General features: G+C 60.4%; 16 protein-coding genes. 7 read left to right on the forward strand and 9 right to left on the reverse strand.

The window, feature by feature from the left end:
• The first annotated feature begins 40 nt into the window (after positions 1 to 40).
• From PRI8871_RS08860 to PRI8871_RS08880, 5 genes are all read left to right on the forward strand, one after another.
• The gene (locus tag PRI8871_RS08860) at positions 41 to 643 is read left to right on the forward strand and encodes an MOSC domain-containing protein (RefSeq protein WP_108885813.1); all 603 of its coding nucleotides are present in this window, start codon (positions 41 to 43) and stop codon (positions 641 to 643) included.
• 257 nt (positions 644 to 900) lie between these two features.
• A complete protein-coding gene (locus PRI8871_RS08865; protein ID WP_108885814.1) occupies positions 901 to 2,577 on the forward strand; it encodes a formate--tetrahydrofolate ligase in 1,677 nt (558 codons plus the stop codon).
• A 171-nt stretch (positions 2,578 to 2,748) separates the two neighbouring features.
• Entirely contained in the window at positions 2,749 to 3,039 is a 291-nt protein-coding gene (locus PRI8871_RS08870) for a chorismate mutase (protein ID WP_181389414.1), read from the forward strand.
• Entirely contained in the window at positions 3,036 to 3,938 is a 903-nt protein-coding gene (folD, locus tag PRI8871_RS08875) for a bifunctional methylenetetrahydrofolate dehydrogenase/methenyltetrahydrofolate cyclohydrolase FolD (protein WP_108885816.1), read from the forward strand. Before PRI8871_RS08870 ends, folD begins: the two co-directional genes overlap by 4 nt.
• 352 nt (positions 3,939 to 4,290) lie before the next feature.
• Entirely contained in the window at positions 4,291 to 4,974 is a 684-nt protein-coding gene (locus tag PRI8871_RS08880; RefSeq protein ID WP_219929012.1) for a LytTR family DNA-binding domain-containing protein, read from the forward strand.
• Here the strand turns inward: PRI8871_RS08880 and PRI8871_RS08885 are convergent.
• Genes PRI8871_RS08885 through PRI8871_RS08895 form a run of 3 tightly spaced genes read right to left on the reverse strand, consistent with a single transcriptional unit; the run spans position 4,971 to position 8,517 of the window.
• On the reverse strand, positions 4,971 to 5,396 hold the full coding sequence (locus PRI8871_RS08885; RefSeq protein ID WP_108885818.1) for a PaaI family thioesterase: 426 nt from the start codon (positions 5,394 to 5,396) through the stop codon (positions 4,971 to 4,973). The two genes, PRI8871_RS08880 and PRI8871_RS08885, sit on opposite strands and share 4 nt — an antisense overlap.
• Before the next feature lie 32 nt (positions 5,397 to 5,428).
• On the reverse strand, positions 5,429 to 6,094 hold the full coding sequence (pdeM, locus tag PRI8871_RS08890; protein ID WP_108885819.1) for a ligase-associated DNA damage response endonuclease PdeM: 666 nt from the start codon (positions 6,092 to 6,094) through the stop codon (positions 5,429 to 5,431).
• Entirely contained in the window at positions 6,091 to 8,517 is a 2,427-nt protein-coding gene (locus PRI8871_RS08895) for a ligase-associated DNA damage response DEXH box helicase (protein ID WP_108885917.1), read from the reverse strand. The genes pdeM and PRI8871_RS08895 overlap by 4 nt, the downstream gene beginning before the upstream one ends.
• A gap of 193 nt (positions 8,518 to 8,710) precedes the next feature.
• On the opposite strand from PRI8871_RS08895, the gene PRI8871_RS08900 reads away from it, so the two are divergent.
• On the forward strand, positions 8,711 to 9,790 hold the full coding sequence (locus PRI8871_RS08900; protein ID WP_108885820.1) for a CaiB/BaiF CoA transferase family protein: 1,080 nt from the start codon (positions 8,711 to 8,713) through the stop codon (positions 9,788 to 9,790).
• A complete protein-coding gene (locus PRI8871_RS08905; RefSeq protein ID WP_108885821.1) occupies positions 9,787 to 10,452 on the forward strand; it encodes a nitroreductase in 666 nt (221 codons plus the stop codon). Before PRI8871_RS08900 ends, PRI8871_RS08905 begins: the two co-directional genes overlap by 4 nt.
• Here PRI8871_RS08905 and PRI8871_RS08910 read toward each other — a convergent pair.
• From PRI8871_RS08910 to rpsO, 6 genes are all read right to left on the reverse strand, one after another.
• Positions 10,449 to 11,522: an NAD(P)/FAD-dependent oxidoreductase gene (locus PRI8871_RS08910; protein WP_108885822.1), complete on the reverse strand. Its 1,074-nt coding sequence runs from the start codon at positions 11,520 to 11,522 to the stop codon at positions 10,449 to 10,451. The genes PRI8871_RS08905 and PRI8871_RS08910 overlap by 4 nt on opposite strands.
• A gap of 58 nt (positions 11,523 to 11,580) precedes the next feature.
• The gene (locus tag PRI8871_RS08915; RefSeq protein WP_108885823.1) at positions 11,581 to 12,165 is read right to left on the reverse strand and encodes a VOC family protein; all 585 of its coding nucleotides are present in this window, start codon (positions 12,163 to 12,165) and stop codon (positions 11,581 to 11,583) included.
• Positions 12,166 to 12,653: 488 nt separating this feature from the next.
• Positions 12,654 to 14,798, reverse strand: a complete 2,145-nt coding sequence (gene pnp, locus PRI8871_RS08920) for a polyribonucleotide nucleotidyltransferase (protein WP_108885824.1) — start codon at positions 14,796 to 14,798, stop codon at positions 12,654 to 12,656.
• A gap of 186 nt (positions 14,799 to 14,984) precedes the next feature.
• Complete coding sequence (locus PRI8871_RS08925; protein WP_108885825.1) at positions 14,985 to 15,752, reverse strand: heparin lyase I family protein; 768 nt, start codon at positions 15,750 to 15,752, stop codon at positions 14,985 to 14,987.
• Between the two features lie 87 nt (positions 15,753 to 15,839).
• Positions 15,840 to 16,661 carry a heparin lyase I family protein gene (locus PRI8871_RS08930; protein ID WP_108885826.1) on the reverse strand — a complete coding sequence of 274 codons (822 nt, stop codon included), beginning with the start codon at positions 16,659 to 16,661 and terminating at the stop codon, positions 15,840 to 15,842.
• Positions 16,662 to 16,836: 175 nt separating this feature from the next.
• Positions 16,837 to 17,106 (reverse strand): 30S ribosomal protein S15, encoded by a 270-nt coding sequence (rpsO, locus tag PRI8871_RS08935; protein WP_108885827.1) that lies wholly within the window; start codon positions 17,104 to 17,106, stop codon positions 16,837 to 16,839.
• Positions 17,107 to 17,163 lie beyond the last annotated feature (57 nt).

A 17,163-nucleotide genomic window follows, 5' to 3' on the forward strand; every position in this document is an offset into this window, starting at 1 on the left:
TGTCTGCCTCTTAGGATCGATTTTTTGAAAGGGACGGATTATGCCCGCACTGAAGCCAACAAACTTTCAGGCCCGGATCGTCTGGATGGGGACAGTGCCATTGGAAGGGCAGGGAATCCGCTCGTCCGCGTCTGGTGCTTTGGATCTGACCTTTGAAGGCATTCCCGGCGAACGCCATAGCGGGCTGACCCGTCCGTCCTGTAGCCGCGTGCTTTCGCAGCATCCGCGCCACACGCCGATCGCCAATGCGCGGCAGCTGTCCATTGTGTCGCGCGAAGAACTGGACCTGATCGCCCGCGATATGGGGTTGGATGACATCCGCCCCGAATGGGTCGGTGCGACGCTGGTGCTCGAAGGCATTCCAGATTTCACCTACATCCCGCCGTCGTCGCGATTGCAGGCCGAAAGCGGCGCGACTTTGGTGATTGATATGGAGAACCGGCCCTGCGTTTTGCCGGGCAAAGAGATTGAACAAGACGCGCCGGGCTTTGGTGCCAAATTCAAAGCCGCTGCCCGCAATCGGCGCGGCGTGACCGCCAGTGTTGAGCGGGAAGGGCGCATTCGTATGGGCGACACCCTGCGCCTGCACATCCCCGACCAACGCGCCTGGAGCCATGTGCTGCAAGCACGCTCTGAAAGCTAACTGATGTATACATTTGGCCGGCGGCTGAATTGGCCGCTCGCCCGTGCAATCCTGCGTTAGCGGGATCATCCCTTGGTTTTTGGGCGAAGGGCGCGAATTGCTGTTCGCAAAGGACGCGCCGGTTTCCGATCTTAGTCACGCGTATACAAGCGCGCCGCAACTACGTGCGGAAATGTCGGAAATGCTCTGCGTAAAGACTGGCCAGACCGATATGCATCTGGACATATCGCCACAGCTTTGCACAGGGATGAGGACCAATGGCATTTAAGACCGATATCGAGATCGCCCGCGAGGCATCGAAACAGCCGATCCAAGAGATCGGCGCGAAACTGGGCATCGCGACCGAACATCTTCTGCCCTACGGTCATGACAAGGCCAAGGTCAGCCAGGACTTCATCAACTCGGTTCAGGACCGCAAGAACGGCAAGCTGATCCTTGTGACGGCCATCAACCCGACACCGGCAGGCGAAGGCAAGACCACCACGACCGTTGGTCTGGGTGATGGTCTGAACGCCATTGGCAAGAAGGCCGCGATTTGTATCCGCGAAGCCTCGCTTGGGCCGAACTTCGGTATGAAAGGGGGCGCCGCGGGGGGCGGCTATGCCCAAGTCGTACCGATGGAGGATATGAACCTGCACTTCACCGGCGATTTCCACGCCATCACCAGTGCGCATAACCTGCTGTCGGCGATGATCGACAACCACATCTATTGGGGCAATGAGCTTGAGATCGACGAACGCCGCGTTGTGTGGCGCCGTGTGGTCGATATGAACGACCGGGCGCTGCGCGATATCGTGACCTCGCTTGGCGGTGTGGCAAACGGCTTCCCGCGCCAGACCGGGTTTGACATCACCGTGGCATCCGAAGTCATGGCGATCCTGTGCCTGTCCAAAGACCTTGCCGATCTGGAAAAGCGTCTGGGCGATATGATCGTGGCCTACCGCCGCGACAAAAGCCCGGTCTATTGCCGTGATATCAAGGCCGACGGGGCGATGACCGTCCTGCTGAAAGACGCGATGCAGCCGAACCTTGTGCAGACCTTGGAGAATAATCCGGCCTTTGTGCACGGCGGTCCGTTCGCCAATATCGCCCATGGCTGTAACTCGGTCATTGCGACCACGACGGCGCTGAAACTGGCTGATTACGTTGTGACCGAGGCAGGCTTTGGGGCCGATCTGGGCGCCGAGAAGTTCATGAACATCAAATGCCGCAAAGCAGGCCTTGCGCCTGATTGCGTGGTGCTGGTTGCCACTGTCCGCGCGATGAAGATGAACGGCGGTGTGGCCAAGGCCGATCTTGGGGCTGAGAATGTGGATGCGGTCAAGAAGGGCTGCGCCAACCTTGGGCGGCATATTTCCAACGTCAAAAGCTTTGGCGTGCCGGTGGTCGTGGCGATCAACCATTTTTCCGGCGATACCGAGGCCGAAGTTCAGGCGGTCAAGGACTACGTGGCCAGCCAAGGATCTGAGGCGATCCTGTCCAAGCATTGGGCCGATGGGTCGAAAGGATCTGAAGCGCTGGCGCGGCGCGTGGCTGAAATCGCCGATGCGGACCGGTCGCAATTCGCGCCGCTTTATCCCGATGACATGTCGTTGTTTGGTAAGATCGAGCGGATTGCCACCAAGATCTATCATGCGGGTGAGGTGATCGCTGATAAGAAGATCCGGGATCAATTGAAGGAATGGGAAGCGCAGGGCTATGGCAATCTGCCGGTCTGTATGGCCAAGACGCAGTATTCCTTCTCGACCGATCCGAACCTGCGCGGCGCACCCGAGGGGCATACCCTGCCCATTCGCGAAGTGCGCCTGAGCGCCGGTGCCGGGTTCGTGGTGGTGATCTGCGGTGAAATCATGACCATGCCCGGCCTGCCGCGTGTTCCGGCCTCGGAAACGATCCGCTTGAACGAAGGCGGCCAGATCGAAGGCCTGTTTTAAGACAAAAGCGCGGGCCTCGGCATCGAGCCAAGGCCCGCGCTGCATCCCAAAGGGGATGCGATGCCTCCGGCGGGGATATTTTTGGTCAGAAAGGGCATTGTCTGGATTGCTTGGGGCCAGGCTGCTTGGTAGGCGGCAGGCAAGGGAAAGATTGAGATGCGCTTAGAAGAGATGACAACCTTGGACGATGTGCGCGGCGCAATTGATGCGCTGGATCGCCAGATCATGCCGCTGTTGGCCCAAAGGCTGGCTTTGGCCGATCATATCGTCACGATCAAGGACCGTCTTGGCGTATCGGCGGCAGCCCCCAGCCGGGTCGAGGCCGTATTGGAGAATGTTCGCGAACTGGCTGAGGCGCATGGATTTGCGCCCGAGATCGCTGAAGAGATGTGGCGCGCAATGATTGCTGGAATCGTGGCGCGCGAAGAAAAGACGCTTGGCACGGAAGGACGGGACGAATGACAGCGACATTGATTGACGGGAAAGCCTTTGCGGCGACCGTGCGTGAAAAGGTGGCGGGCCATGTGGCGCGTCTGAAGGAAGAGCACGGGATCACCCCCGGTTTGGCGGTTGTTCTGGTGGGCGAAGACCCGGCCAGTCAGGTCTATGTGCGGTCCAAGGGCAAGCAGACCGTTGAGGTCGGCATGAATTCCTATGAGCACAAGTTGGATGCGGGCACTTCTGAGGCGGACCTGCTGGCGCTGATCGACACGCTGAACAACGATCCGGCGGTGCATGGCATTCTGGTGCAATTGCCGCTGCCCAAGCATCTGGACGAAGATCTGGTCATCAATGCGATTGATCCTGCCAAAGATGTGGACGGGTTCCATATTTCGAACGTTGGCCTTTTGGGCACTGGGCAGAAGTCCATGGTGCCTTGCACGCCGCTGGGCTGTCTGATGATGCTGCGCGACCATCATGGCAGCCTGTCGGGCATGGATGCGGTGGTGATTGGCCGGTCGAACATCGTGGGCAAGCCGATGGCGCAATTGCTGCTGGGCGATAGCTGCACTGTCACGATTGCCCATTCGCGAACCAAGGATCTGGCGGATGTGGTGCGCCGCGCCGATATCGTGGTGGCGGCGGTTGGCCGCCCCGAGATGGTGCCGGGCGATTGGATCAAGCCGGGGGCGACGGTGATTGACGTGGGCATCAACCGCATCGACGCGCCCGAAAAGGGCGAGGGCAAAACACGCCTTGTTGGCGATTGCCACTTTGACAGCTGCGCGGCGGTGGCCGGCGCGATTACGCCGGTTCCGGGTGGGGTCGGGCCGATGACGATTGCCTGTCTGCTGGCCAACACGGTGACGGCGTGCTGCCGGGCCAATGGGCTGACCGAGCCTGAGGGATTGACCGCTTAACGCATCCCAAAACATGAGAATTAAGGGCCGTGGCAAATTGCTGCGGCCTTTTGCATTTTATGTCGAATATGAGGACAGTCGCGGATATTTGAATTGAATAGTATTTGATTGAGCCATAAACCGGCCAGAGCAAATGGGAAAAAGACATAAAAATAGCATCTAAAAGCGTACTTTTATCAATAGTTTAATTTTTGCACGACGAAGACTGTATTTTAGGCAGGGCTAAGGCTGGCACGGTTTGAATTTTATCGCCTCATATTTGCGCTCTCGCAGAGTTCCATTGGTCTTGTTGGGAATTGCCTTGGTGATTTGCGCACTGGCAGGCCCATTTGGCACCTTTTCGAAGCTGAGCTTGGGAGAGCGGTTTTTCTACTTCGGCGCAATGATGTCGATGGTGTTTGTCCTGCGTGAGGTGCGGGACAACCTGTTGGCGATGGGCGGGGTGGCCGGGCGCTTGGCATGGCCTGCATTCATTCTGTGCCTGTCGGGCGGAATCACTGGAATGAACGAAACCGTGTTTGCGGATTGGTCGACTTGGGTCAGCGGCACGACGGTGCTGTTTTTGGTTCTGACGATTTCGGGGTTGGTTTGGGCGGCGCAGCAAATCGTTGCAGCCCCGTCTGACGGTGTTGAAGAGGCTTCAATCGATGCCGCGCCAGAACCTGAGGGTGCGGGTCTTGTCGAAAACTTGCTGATGCAGCGCCTGCCCGAAGATATGCGGGCCCCTGTTGTCCGGCTTGAGGCGCAGGACCACAGGTTGCGTGTCGTCACAGAGGCGGGAACGGCGACAATCCTGATGCGCATGTCCGATGCCGAGGCAATGATGCCTGGGCCAATGGGGCTGCGCATTCACCGGTCGCATTGGATTTCGGTTGATAAGGTCGTCGGCACGGTTCGGCGCGATGGGCGTGATTTGGTGCTGATGGCCGATGGGGTTGAGGTGCCGGTCAGCCGCAACACCAAGGATGCGGCCATCGCGGCAGGCATCCGGTTTGAAGCAGCCAATGAAGACCCGCCCGCAGCGCGGATCAGCTAGGGCCGTTCCCCCGGAACAACCGCCATCGTGCCAAGCAAGGTTGCGATGTGCTTTTCGCTGCCATCTTCGGCGATGCCAAACACATCTGACGCCACCACGGTCAGCCGCCGCCCCGGTTTCAATACGCGCCCGCGCGCCTGAAGGCGGGGGGCCGTGCCGGGGGACAGGTAGTTGATCTTTAGCTCAGCCGTCACAACCTCGGCCCCGTCGGGTTGCACCGAAAGCGCGGCGTACCCGGCCGCCACATCGCCCAGCGAAAACACCAACCCGCCATGGGCAAACCCCTGTTGCTGAAGTAGATGCGGGGCAAGCGCGGCGCCGATATGCACCTCGCCCTTTGAGACGAAATCAAGCGTTGCGCCGATGGTGGCCAGCATAGACTGATTGTCGAAACTGGTGCGGATGCGATGTGTCAGGTCCATGCGGCTACTCTGTGGCAGGTGGCTGTCGGTGTCTAGCGGGGCATCGGTATTTCGATCATGCGCGGGCCGGTCAGGATGGCGCGGGCGTTGGGCTCCATCAGGCCTGTAAACGCCGCCGCATTGCTGTGCAGCCCGCCGGTGTAGGTGCCATAGGCCGGAAGGATCAGCCGCCGACTGTCGTACAGAAAACAGGGCCGGGTGATCCGCCGCCCCCGTAGGGCCAGCGTTGCCTTGGGGTGATAATGGCCCGAGATTTCGGGCGCGTCGCAACCTTTGGCGATATGCCGGAACATCAGTGGCGGTAGGTGCAGATCCGCCAGATGCTGCCCGCCAAGCTCCACCGGCCCCGGATCGTGGTTGCCTTCCACCCAGATCCAGTCGCGCCCGGCCTGAAGCGCCAGAAACCGGGACCGATCCTCATCGGGCAGGGCGGTGTCCAACCCCGGCGCGTCAAAGCTATCACCAAGGCACAGCACTCGCCGCGCCCCGGTGCGGTCCAGATCGGTGGCCAGCCGGTCCAGCGTTTCGCGCCCCTCGTAGGGCGGCAGAACGGCCCCGCCGAACCGCGCCTGACGCACCGCTTTGCCCATATGCAGATCCGACACGACCAGCAGATCCTGCGCAGGCCAGAATAGCGCCCCGGTCGTCAAGGCGATCAGCGCCTCGCCGCCGAACTGGAATGGCAAACCAAGGCTCATTCCTGCGCCCCGCCCAGATCCAGTTGGGCCAATCCGCTGTCATCCATCAGGCGCGTGATCTCTTCCTCCAACAGGCGGTTATCCGCAGACCCGTGCACCGGCACCCGGCCATGTTCCAAGAACAGCGGCGCGGCAAGCGGCGTCACGCGGGACAGGCGCCGCAAGTCGATCCGGCCGCCGATCCGCGCGGCCAATTCGCGGACGCGGTCGAAATCGACCAAGCCGCGCATGGCCTCTTGCCGGGTGATGTCCAGCAGCAGATGTCCGGGGTCGTATTTCATCAACGTATCATACAGAATGTCCGAGGACATGGTCGCCTGCCGCCCACTTTTGCGCTGCCCGCCGATTTGCCGGTCAATCAGCCCGGCAATCGTGGCCGAGGCGCGGAAGGTGCGCTTCATCATCGCATTGCCCGCAAGCCACCCGTCTAACCCGGCCTCCAACGCGGCCAAATCGAACAGCGGCTCGGGGTCTGTCACGGCATCCAGCCCCCAGATCAATGTGGCGTAATCCGTGGCAACAAAGCCCATCGGGGCAAGGCCCGTCTCCTCCATCCGCTTGGTCAGCAATAGGCCCAAGGTCTGCTGCGCATTGCGCCCGGCAAACCCATACACAACCAGTTGTTCGCGCCCCTCATGCGGAAAACTCTCAATCAACAGCCGCCCGGGTTCGGGCAATTGGCTGACCTCGCGCTGCAACTGAAGCCAGTTGCGCGTGTGCTCCGGCAATTCGGGCCAGTCATCTTGTTGCAGCAGGCGCAGGATACGATGGCTCAGCTGGGTGGACGTGGCAAACTTGGTGCCGTTGAAGGTGGCAATCTTCGGCTTGCGCCCCGGATCGCGGGTCACTTCGACGGTCAGTTCCCGCAGCCCTTCGTAGCGGACGATCTGACCGCCGATCAAAAACGTGTCCCCCTGTGTCAGACTGGCGGCAAAGCCTTCCTCGATCTCGCCCAAAGGGGCGCCGCCGCGCCCGCGCCACCGGACTTTGAGCGTATCGGTGTCCTGAATGGTGCCGATGTTTTGCCGAATGCGCAGGGTCGAGCGCGGGTCGCGCAATTGCCATTGCCCGTCTGGCCGCTGCATCAGCCGCTGCCACTGGTCATAGGCCCGGAGCGCATAGCCCCCCGTTGCGCAAAATTGCAGACAGGCGTCAAATTCCTCGCGCGTCAGATCGCCATACGGCCCGGCACTGGCCAGTTCCGTAAACAGATCATCGGCATGGAATGGTCCCGAACAGGCGGCAATCAGAATGTGCTGGCACAGCACGTCGCGGGGGCCGGGACCGCGCGGATCGCCGTCCAGATCGTTGTCGCGCACAGCCTCAAGCGCGGCAAGGCATTCCACCACCTCAAACCGATTGGCAGGCACCAACAGCGCCTTGGATGGCGCGTTGTACCGGTGGTTCGCCCGGCCAATCCGTTGTACCAGACGCTTGACGTTCTTCGGCGCGCCGATCTGGATCACCAGATCCACATCGCCCCAGTCGATCCCCAGATCAAGGCTACCCGTACAGACCACCGCCCGCAGGCTGCCATTGGCCATGGCCGCCTCAACCCGTTCACGCTGAACCCGATCAAGCGAGCCATGGTGAATCGCGATGGGCAACCCATCTTCATTGGCCAGCCATAGATTGTGAAAGAAAATCTCGGCCTGGGCGCGGGTGTTGTGAAAAATCAGCGTGGTTTTATGCTGTCGCACCTGATCCAGCACCGCTGGAATGGCATAGGCCGCGCCGCCCCCCGACCATGGCGGGGCCGTGTCGGTGCGCAGCATGGCAATGTCGGGCGCGGGGCCGGGATCGGCCATTAGAATGGGGCAGGGCGCGGGACCGGCCAGAAACCGGGCAATTGCCGCCGGATCATCCACCGTTGCCGACAGCCCCACGCGCCGCAGCCCCGGTGCCAAGCCCTGCAATTGCGCCAGCGCCAGCATCAACTGATCGCCGCGTTTGCTCTCGGCGAGTGCATGGATCTCATCGACGATCACCCGTTGCACCCCCGCAAACGTCCGCGCCGCATCCTCGTATGACACCATCAGCGCCAGCGATTCCGGCGTCGTCAGAAGGATATGCGGCGGATCGGCCCGCTGCCGCCGCTTGGCGTGGTTTGACGTGTCGCCCGTGCGATCCTCAACCCGGATGGCCAGACCCGCCCCCTCAATGGGGCGGCGCAGGTTGCGCTTGATATCGGCGGCTAGGGCCTTCAGCGGACTGACATAGAGCGTATGAAGCCCCCCGCCCGGCGCGGCCCCCAGCTCGGCCAGACTTGGCAGAAACCCGGCCAGCGTCTTGCCGCCCCCTGTCGGCGCAATCAATAAATGCGCAGGCAAATCCTTGGCCGTCAGCATCTGGGCCTGATGCGGATGCAGCGCCCAGCCTTGGGCGTCAAACCAATGTTGCAAAGACTCGGGCAAATCTGTCATGCGGCTAGAACTAAACCGGAACATCTCTGACGCAAACCCCTTTGCATTTTCTGACCAAAAATATTCCTCGGGGGTGAATTGCGCCGCAGGCGCAAGAGGGGGCAGACAGCCCCCTCACCCGCCCTTGACGCAACGCAACGTCCCCCTTTCCCTGAACCACATTCCACGCTTTTCTGCTTGGCGGGAGGACAGCATGTTAAACGGCATCCGCATCATCGAATTTGAGGCATTGGGCCCCGCGCCCTTTGCCGGAATGCTTTTGGCCGATCTTGGGGCCGAGGTGATCGTCGTCCATCGCAAGACCGGCGGGGCGAACCCTGCCAAGGCGGCGGAAAATCTGCTGGACCGGGGCAAGCGGTCAATCGCGCTGGATCTCAAAGACGCGGGCGATATCGCAACCGCCAAGGCGCTTGTCCGCTCGGCGGACGCGCTGACCGAAGGCATGCGCCCCGGCGTGATGGAACGGTTGGGCCTTGGCCCCGAAGACGCCCATGCCCTCAATCCCCGTCTAGTCTATGGCCGCATGACCGGCTGGGGCCAGACCGGGCCACGGGCGCTTCAAGCGGGTCATGATCTCAACTACCTCGGCCTGACGGGGGCTCTGTTCTACGGAGGCTTGCCGGACCACACCCCCGGCGTGCCGCCGACCATGCTGGGCGATATCGGCGGCGGGGCGATGTATCTGGCGGTCGGCCTGTTGGCTGGCATCCTGAACGCCCGCGCCACCGGACAAGGTACAGTGGTCGACGCAGCGATTGTCGACGGGGCCACGCATATGATGGGCCTTTTGCTGTCGATGCAGGCGCAATTTTCCCAAAACCAGCGCGGCCAATCCCTGCTGGACGGCCCACATTGGAGCCGCTGCTACACCTGCGCCGACGGGCTGGCGATTTCGGTCCAATGTCTGGAGCCGAAGTTTTACGCGCAGTTTCTGGACATCTTGGGCCTCTCTGAGGACGCAGGCCTTCAACCCCAGTTCGACAAGGCGCTTTGGCCGGTCCAGACCGCTCGGCTTGAGGTGCTATTCGCGGCGCAGCCCCGTGCGCATTGGCTGGTTCTGTTCGATGGCTCTGACGCCTGCGTCGGCCCGGTGCTAACGCCACAGGACGCGCAGGCCGACCCGCATATTGCGGCGCGGGGCATTTGGCAGGATGGTGCGCCAGCCCCCGCGCCACGCTTCGGCCCTGAGGCGCGCACGCCTGGACCGATCCCCACGCGCGGCGAACATTCTGCCGCCATTCTGCATGACCTGAAAACCAAAGGCCTGATATGAGCTTTGACACCCTCGCCACCCTGTTGACATCACGCCAATCCTGCCGTGGCTATTTGCCGGACCCAGTGCCGCAGTCCGAGACTGAGGCGGTGCTGACAACCGCGCAGAACGTGCCAAGCTGGTGCAATTCCCAGCCTTGGCATGTGACTGCCTGCGGGTCCGAGGAAACCAATCGCCTGCGTGAGGCGCTATATGCCCATGCGGCGCAGGCCAAGCACAATTCCGATGTGCCCTTTCCCAGTGCTTATGAGGGGCTGTACAAAGATCGCCGCCGGGAATGCGGCTGGCAGCTATATGATGCCGTAGGCGTGCAAAAGGGCGACCGCGAGGGATCGGGCCGCCAGATGATGGAGAACTTCCGTCTGTTCGGCGCGCCGCATTTTCTGTTGATCACCACGCCCAAAGCGCTGGGGCCTTACGGCATTCTAGATTGCGGGGCCTTTGCGACGGCGGTCCTATTGGGGTTTGAGGCACGGGGGATTGGTGCAATTGCCATGGCCTCGGTTGCGGGGTTTGCTGGCTTCATGCGCGGCTGGTTTGACGTGCCCGATGACCGCGATATTCTGTGCGGCATTTCCTTTGGCTATGCGGACCAAAATCATCCCGCCAACGCCTTCCGCACCACGCGCGCGCCGCTGGCCGAGGTGGTGGACTGGCGTTAACGGAACCGGTCGGGCGCCAGCGCGGCGACCGAGGCGGGGGCCAATTCCGGCGGAAACCCCGCCAAAAGCGCGGCCGTCAGCGATGAAGCGGCGCAGCAGGTCAGAAATCCGTAGCCGCCTTGCCCGCCCAGCCAAAAGAACGATGGCACAGCCGGATCGCGCCCGATCACCAAGGACCGGTCGGGCGATTGCGTGCGCAGCCCCGCCCAGTTTGAGATCATCCGGGCGACGGGTTCGGTCACCATTTCCTCATACCGGGCCAGGCCTTCGGCCAGAACCATATCGTCGGCCCATGCATCGTGCGGTTCCACCAGATCTTCCTCGGCAGGGGACACCAACAGTGCTCCTGCATCGGGCTTGGCGTACCACTGTTCGCCAACGGATTCGATGAACGGCCAGCGAGTAGCGTCATACCGGTCCGGCAGGGCAATCCGTGCCATGGACCGGCGCAGCGGGCGAAACCCGATGGGCGGAATGCCGGCCATCGCGGCCACACGGTCGACCCAAGCGCCTGCGGCATTGATCACCGTGTCGGCCTGCCACGTGCGGTCGCCCGCCGTGATGACCCAGCGCTTGCCGTAGTGCGATATGGTGTCGACCCGTGCGTTTCTTACGATGTCGGTGTCGTTCATGCGGGCCAGCCGGATGAAATGTTGCATCAACAGATCGGTGTCGATGTCATGCACGCCGTCACGCAGCGCGACATGGGCACATGTGTCCGGGTTCAGGATCGGCACGATGCTGCGGGCCTCATCAAGGCTGAGCGTTTCCAGATGCAGATCGGCGGCTTCGGATCGGAACTGATCTTCCTGCCCGGCTTTGCCGACCAGCATCAGGGACCGGGGCGACAGAACATCGGGGATCGCTGCAAGGGGCGCATAGCTGGCGTAGTTCATTTCGCGCACGGCGGGGCTGCCATAGTCGGGCAGAAAGGCCGCGGCTGATCGGCCAGAGGAATGATAACCGGTTTGAGATTCGGCCTCGAGCACGGTGACGCGGGCGAAGGGGGATACGGATGCTGCAGCCGAAAGCCCGGCAATGCCGCCGCCGATGATGACGATATCTTCCATGGCGCCCCTTTCAATTTGTCAAAACGGTGCCACAGGGGCGGGGCACAGAAAAGGGGGGCTATACGTAAGGGTTCTTTGGCAACCGATCCGAGGACAAGGATTGCTGCCGCATTTCAACCAGATGTTCGATGGCATCGGCCAGATGGACCTCTTGGATGTGGTGGTCGCCAGCAGCCACGCGGCGGCGGTGGGCCTCAATCATCACGTCGGCATGGGTGCAACCCATGGGCGGTTCGAACTTGTAGCAGGCCAGTTCGATCAACAGCCCCAGCGGGTCTTTAAAATAGATCGAGTCCATAAACCCACGATCCTTTGGGCCGGAATGGCCAATGCCGCGTGCCTCTAGCCTTGCTTCGACCTGCAAGAACGTCGCGCGCGACACGTTGAACGCCAAGTGATGCACGCAGCCGGGATCGGTGGGGGTGCGGCGGCGGTCGGCTTTGCGGGTTTCGTTGGTGAAGATGGTGATCAACCGGCCATCGCCGGGATCAAAGTAGAGATGCCCTTCGTCGGGGTTGTCCAGATTGGGCTGGTCAAAGACGAACGGCATGCCCAACACGCCTTCCCAGAAGTCGATCGAGGTTTGGCGGTCGGCCCCTGTCAGGGTGATGTGGTGAACGCCTTGAACTTGCAGTTTACGCATCTGTGCCCCTCTGTTTGGCTTGTCAGCTAGTCTAGAGCCGGCGGCTGGAAATGCGAGGGGGGGAACGGAAAGGCCCCGATCTATCCAGACCGGGGCCCGCGACGCATCCTTATCCGTGAGTGGTAGCGCGGCGCTCACACGACAAATCGTGATAGCTGCATGTATCTTGAGATTGTGCGTTCAAATAAGGTTAAAAGCGCTTTGGATTTCCCAGTATGGTTTTCCATACTGCGCCAATTCTCGCGTTGCGTGTGTTTTGTTAAGCTTTTGTGACAATTAGACTTTCTGTCACTGCTGGTTTTCAGGCTGGGCCTTGATCACACCAGACACACGGTATTCAGGGGAAATTCCCCCGAATTTCGCGCCCAATTCCCCCTAAGCTGCATGGCGTTGACGTAAAGAGACGTTACGTCATGAAAAAGCCCCGGCCGATATGGCCGGGGCTAAACGTTGTTTCAGACCCGAATCCGGGTCGGACAGACAGAAGATTACTCTTCGTCGTCTTTCTTTTTCTTCTCGAGAACGATCTCTTCGCCGGTTTCCTGATCGACGACTTTCATCGACAGGCGCACCTTGCCGCGATCGTCAAAGCCCAGCAGCTTGACCTTCACGTCCTGACCTTCTTTCAGAACGTCCGACGGATGGTTCAGGCGGCGGTTTTCGATCTGGCTGACGTGCACAAGGCCGTCACGCTTGCCGAAGAAGTTCACGAAGGCGCCGAAGTCCACGATCTTGACGACTTTGCCGTCGTAGACCTGACCTTCTTCCGGCTCTGCCACGATCGAATAGATCATGTCATATGCCTTCTTGATCGACTCGCCATTCGGCGATGCGATCTTGATGACGCCGTCGTCGTTGATATCAACCTTGGCACCCGAGGTTTCCACGATTTCGCGGATGACCTTACCGCCCGAGCCGATCACTTCACGGATCTTGTCGGTCGGGATCTGCATGGTTTCAATGCGCGGCGCGTGAACCGAGAAATCCGACGCTTCGGTCAGAGCCTTGGCCATTTCGCCCAGGATGTGCATGCGGCCGTCCTTGGCTTGTGCCAGGGCTTGCTTCATGATTTCCGGGGTGATGCCAGCAACCTTGATGTCCATCTGCAACGAGGTGATGCCGTTCTCGGTGCCTGCGACTTTGAAGTCCATGTCGCCGAGGTGGTCTTCGTCGCCCAGAATGTCGGTCAGAACCGCGAACGAGCCATCGTCTTCCAGAACCAGACCCATGGCCACACCGGCAACCGGTGCTTTCAGCGGAACGCCTGCGTCCATCATGGACAGCGAGCCACCGCAGACCGATGCCATCGAGGACGAGCCGTTCGACTCGGTGATCTCGGACACTACGCGGACGGTGTAGGGGAAGTCGGTTGCGGCGGGCAGAACGGCCTGAAGGGCGCGCCATGCCAGTTTGCCGTGGCCGATTTCGCGGCGACCGGGCGAACCAACGCGGCCCACTTCGCCAACCGAATACGGCGGGAAGTTATAGTGCAGCAGGAAGTTCGAACGGAAGTTGCCGTGCAGGGCGTCGATGATCTGCTCATCGTCGCCGGTGCCCAGCGTGGTCACAACCAGACCTTGCGTTTCACCACGGGTGAACAGAGCCGAACCGTGGGTGCGCGGCAGCAGGCCGGTTTCGCACACGATGGAGCGAACCTGATCCAGTGCGCGACCGTCGATGCGCTTGCCTTCTTTAACCACGGTGCCACGCAGAACGCTGGATTCCAGCTTCTTCAGGGCCGAACCAAGGTTGCCGTCTGCCAGTTGCTCTTCGTTCAGGCCGGCCTTGATGGCCTCCTTCGCGGCGGCAACAGCGGCGACGCGCTCTTGCTTGTCGGTGATCGCATAGGCGGCGCGCATCTGCTCTTCGCCAGCGGCTTTGACCACGGCGAACAGATCCGAGTAATCCGGCGGGGTGAAGTTGAACGGCTCTTTCGCTGACTCTTCGGCCAGCGAAATGATCAGGTCAAGCACCGGCTGGATCTGTTCGTGCGCAAAGGTCACGGCGCCCAGCATTTCGTCTTCGGTCAGCTCATAGGCTTCCGACTCCACCATCATCACGGCGTCTTTGGTGCCTGCAACAACCAGGTCCAGACGCTGTTCGGGCTTGTTGCGCAGATCCTGCATGTCATCGACTTCAGGGTTCAGCACATAGTCGCCATCGACAAAGCCAACGCGGGCAGCGGCGATCGGGCCCATGAACGGAACGCCCGAAATGGTCAGCGCAGCCGAGGCGGCGATCATCGCAACGATATCGGGATCGTTGACCAGGTCGTGGCTCAGAACAGTACACATGACCAGAACTTCATGCTTGAAGCCGGACACAAACAGCGGGCGGATCGGACGGTCGATCAGGCGCGCCGTCAGCGTTTCCTTTTCGGTCGGACGGGCTTCGCGCTTGAAGAAGCCGCCAGGCACTTTGCCCGCGGCATAGTATTTTTCCTGATAATGGACGGTCAGCGGAAAGAAGTCTTGGCCTTCTTTCGCTTCCTTGGCAAACGTCACGTTTGCCATGACCGACGTTTCGCCCAGCGTGGCGATCACGGTACCGTCGGCCTGACGGGCAACCTTACCCGTTTCCAGTGTGAGCGTTTCTTCGCCCCACTGCATGGATTTCTTAACTACATTGAACATCTAGCTATCCTGTAAGGAGCTCTCCCGGGCCCTCCCGGGTCTCCTGTTTGCATGGCGGCCCCATTGCCGCCGACCCTTCGTATCATTCTTCTCGGGTGCCGGGGTCTGGGCACACGTCTCATGATGGGGCTGCCCTATACGAAAATTGCTGTTTTGGAAACCCCACCTGAAGTATGGGGCTGCGGCCTAACGGCTTACGATACGGATATCGTCTAGAAACAGGGTCGAGACCGATTTGTTCAAACGACCAGGGCGATAGATGCCCAGTTTGACCGTCGGCGTTGCGCAATCTTCGAAGAAGACCGGCTTTTCATTGACGATGGTTTGCCCGTTCAGACGCATCGACACGGTGGCCGGATCGCGGCGGGTGTCGAAGTCGACCTCAAACCGGGTGTCCTTGCCTTGCAGCTGGTTCAGGCGGGGCTGTTTGCGGATCGCGGTTTCCAGTTTGCCCCAGTTGGCAATGGTGCCGTTCTTGTTGTTGGTGCGTTTGGTGGGCACCAGCGCCTGACCTTGCATCTTTTTGCCGTGCCATTTCAGCATGAACAGCGGGGCAGAGTCGCATTTCGAATTCCAACCGTGGATTTGGAAAAACGTCTCCTCGCGTCCGGTAAACCCACCGGCGAAATTGGCGGTAAAGCTGATCTGGTGCAGCTTGCCCTTGCCCATCACGCCGCGTTGCTTCAGCTCGGCCCGTTCCCAATAGGGCGCGCCATGGCGCCATTTGCCATCCGAGGTGCAGCGCCCTTTGTCACCGGGGGCCAGCGTAACGGCCAGCTTTCGATCTCCGTTTCCGGCCCATTGAATGGACCGGGGCCGGTTTGCGGTGGCTGTTTCGACCGGCAATTTGCAGCTTTCGTAAAAGCTGGTGGTCCAGTCGCCGTCTTTGAATTCCAGCGCCGGGGCTGCCACGGCGGACAGGGCGACAAACAGGACGGACAACAGAATGCGCATAATGGACCTCTTTTCTAAACCTCACGCTGTGAATGCCAGAACAATGCAGCAGGAAATCGACATCGAAAGGGCATTCTGGCGCAACGTCTAGTTGCTGAGGCTGTTCGGATCCTGAAGGCGGTCCACGACGATGTCGTCATAGGTGACGACCGACGTGGCGGGGTTGATCTTGCCGGGGCGATAAATACCGATCTTCAGATGCGGTTCGGCACAGGCGGGAAAATGAACAGGTGTTTGGGCCATGATCGGCACGCCATCCATGGCAACGGCAACGGTTGCGGGGTCGGTCAGATCCAAGGCAATGCGAAACTTATGCTCTGTTCCGCGAAGTTTGCTTATGGCTGGGCCGCTTGCGATCATCAGGGCCTGTCGACCGCGCGCATTGGGGCTGTCGTCGTTGGCACTGGGCTTTTGAACCTTGATCTTCATGTTACGCCAGCCGAACTGCATCATCATCATCGGCGCGGCATCGCAGGTCTTGCTCCAACCGTGGATCTGGAAAAAGGTTTCGCGTTGACCCGTGAATCCTTCATCGAAATTCGCCGTGAAATCAATCGAGTACTTTTCGCCTACGATCAGGTTCTCGGACTGGCGCAGTTCGGCCCGCTCCCAATAGGGCGCTCCGTCGCGACGTTTGCTATCTGACCGACAGCCGCCCATGTCGTTGGGGTTCAGGACAAACCGCAGCTTGTTGTCGCCAGCAATGCGGATCGTTTCGACGGAAGGTGAGCGATCCGTTTCTTGCAAGTCAGATGGCAACCGGCAGTTGGCAAAGAACGATGTGTTCCAATCGCGGTCCGAATAGTTATCGGCCGCCGGAGAACGTTCCGCGACGAGGGTCAGAATGCCGAAACCAGCCGCCATCAGCAGCGCAGAAACGATCGTAGGCTTATGAAATGATGACATCATGCACCGGCGTAAAAGAGGGACATCCCTCTCAACGTCTGGTCGGGCAAAACTTGCGCCAATCCAAAGCACCTTGCCGTGTTCAAACGTTTTGGGCTGGCGCAAAGGGATAGGTTGCCCTGAAACGCAAAAGGCCGCGCTGATGCGCGGCCTCCGTATTCATCTTGGGGCGGTCGTCTTAGCGACGGATGCCCAAACGCTGGATCAGGTCCAGGTAACGCTGCTCTTCTTTGCCCTTCAGGTAGTCCAGCAGCTTACGGCGCTGAGCAACCAGTTTCAGAAGGCCACGACGCGAGTGGTTGTCCTTCTTGTGGGTTTTGAAGTGCTCGGTCAGGGTGGTGATACGGCTGGTCAGGATGGCCACCTGGACTTCCGGCGAGCCGGTGTCACCTTCTTTGGTGGCGAATTCTTTCATCAGACGGTTTTTTTCTTCTACAGTAATCGACATCGGGGTCTCCTTTCGAAGTTAAGGGTAATGGCACAGGCCGGGATGTCGTCCAGCAAA

The organism is Pseudoprimorskyibacter insulae (assembly GCF_900302505.1).
GTDB lineage: Bacteria > Pseudomonadota > Alphaproteobacteria > Rhodobacterales > Rhodobacteraceae > Pseudoprimorskyibacter > Pseudoprimorskyibacter insulae.

Bases quoted from the DNA above. Each gene is read 5' to 3' on its own strand.
- PRI8871_RS08860 (WP_108885813.1), top strand. From the start codon at position 41: ATGCCCGCACTGAAGCCAACAAACTTTCAGGCCCGGATCGTCTGGATG.
- PRI8871_RS08865 (WP_108885814.1), top strand. From the start codon at position 901: ATGGCATTTAAGACCGATATCGAGATCGCCCGCGAGGCATCGAAACAG.
- PRI8871_RS08870 (WP_181389414.1), top strand. From the start codon at position 2,749: ATGACAACCTTGGACGATGTGCGCGGCGCAATTGATGCGCTGGATCGC.
- folD (WP_108885816.1), top strand. From the start codon at position 3,036: ATGACAGCGACATTGATTGACGGGAAAGCCTTTGCGGCGACCGTGCGT.
- PRI8871_RS08885 (WP_108885818.1), bottom strand. From the start codon at position 5,396: ATGGACCTGACACATCGCATCCGCACCAGTTTCGACAATCAGTCTATG.
- pdeM (WP_108885819.1), bottom strand. From the start codon at position 6,094: ATGAGCCTTGGTTTGCCATTCCAGTTCGGCGGCGAGGCGCTGATCGCC.
- PRI8871_RS08895 (WP_108885917.1), bottom strand. From the start codon at position 8,517: ATGACAGATTTGCCCGAGTCTTTGCAACATTGGTTTGACGCCCAAGGC.
- PRI8871_RS08900 (WP_108885820.1), top strand. From the start codon at position 8,711: ATGTTAAACGGCATCCGCATCATCGAATTTGAGGCATTGGGCCCCGCG.
- PRI8871_RS08905 (WP_108885821.1), top strand. From the start codon at position 9,787: ATGAGCTTTGACACCCTCGCCACCCTGTTGACATCACGCCAATCCTGC.
- PRI8871_RS08910 (WP_108885822.1), bottom strand. From the start codon at position 11,522: ATGGAAGATATCGTCATCATCGGCGGCGGCATTGCCGGGCTTTCGGCT.
- PRI8871_RS08915 (WP_108885823.1), bottom strand. From the start codon at position 12,165: ATGCGTAAACTGCAAGTTCAAGGCGTTCACCACATCACCCTGACAGGG.
- pnp (WP_108885824.1), bottom strand. From the start codon at position 14,798: ATGTTCAATGTAGTTAAGAAATCCATGCAGTGGGGCGAAGAAACGCTC.
- PRI8871_RS08925 (WP_108885825.1), bottom strand. From the start codon at position 15,752: ATGCGCATTCTGTTGTCCGTCCTGTTTGTCGCCCTGTCCGCCGTGGCA.
- PRI8871_RS08930 (WP_108885826.1), bottom strand. From the start codon at position 16,661: ATGATGTCATCATTTCATAAGCCTACGATCGTTTCTGCGCTGCTGATG.
- rpsO (WP_108885827.1), bottom strand. From the start codon at position 17,106: ATGTCGATTACTGTAGAAGAAAAAAACCGTCTGATGAAAGAATTCGCC.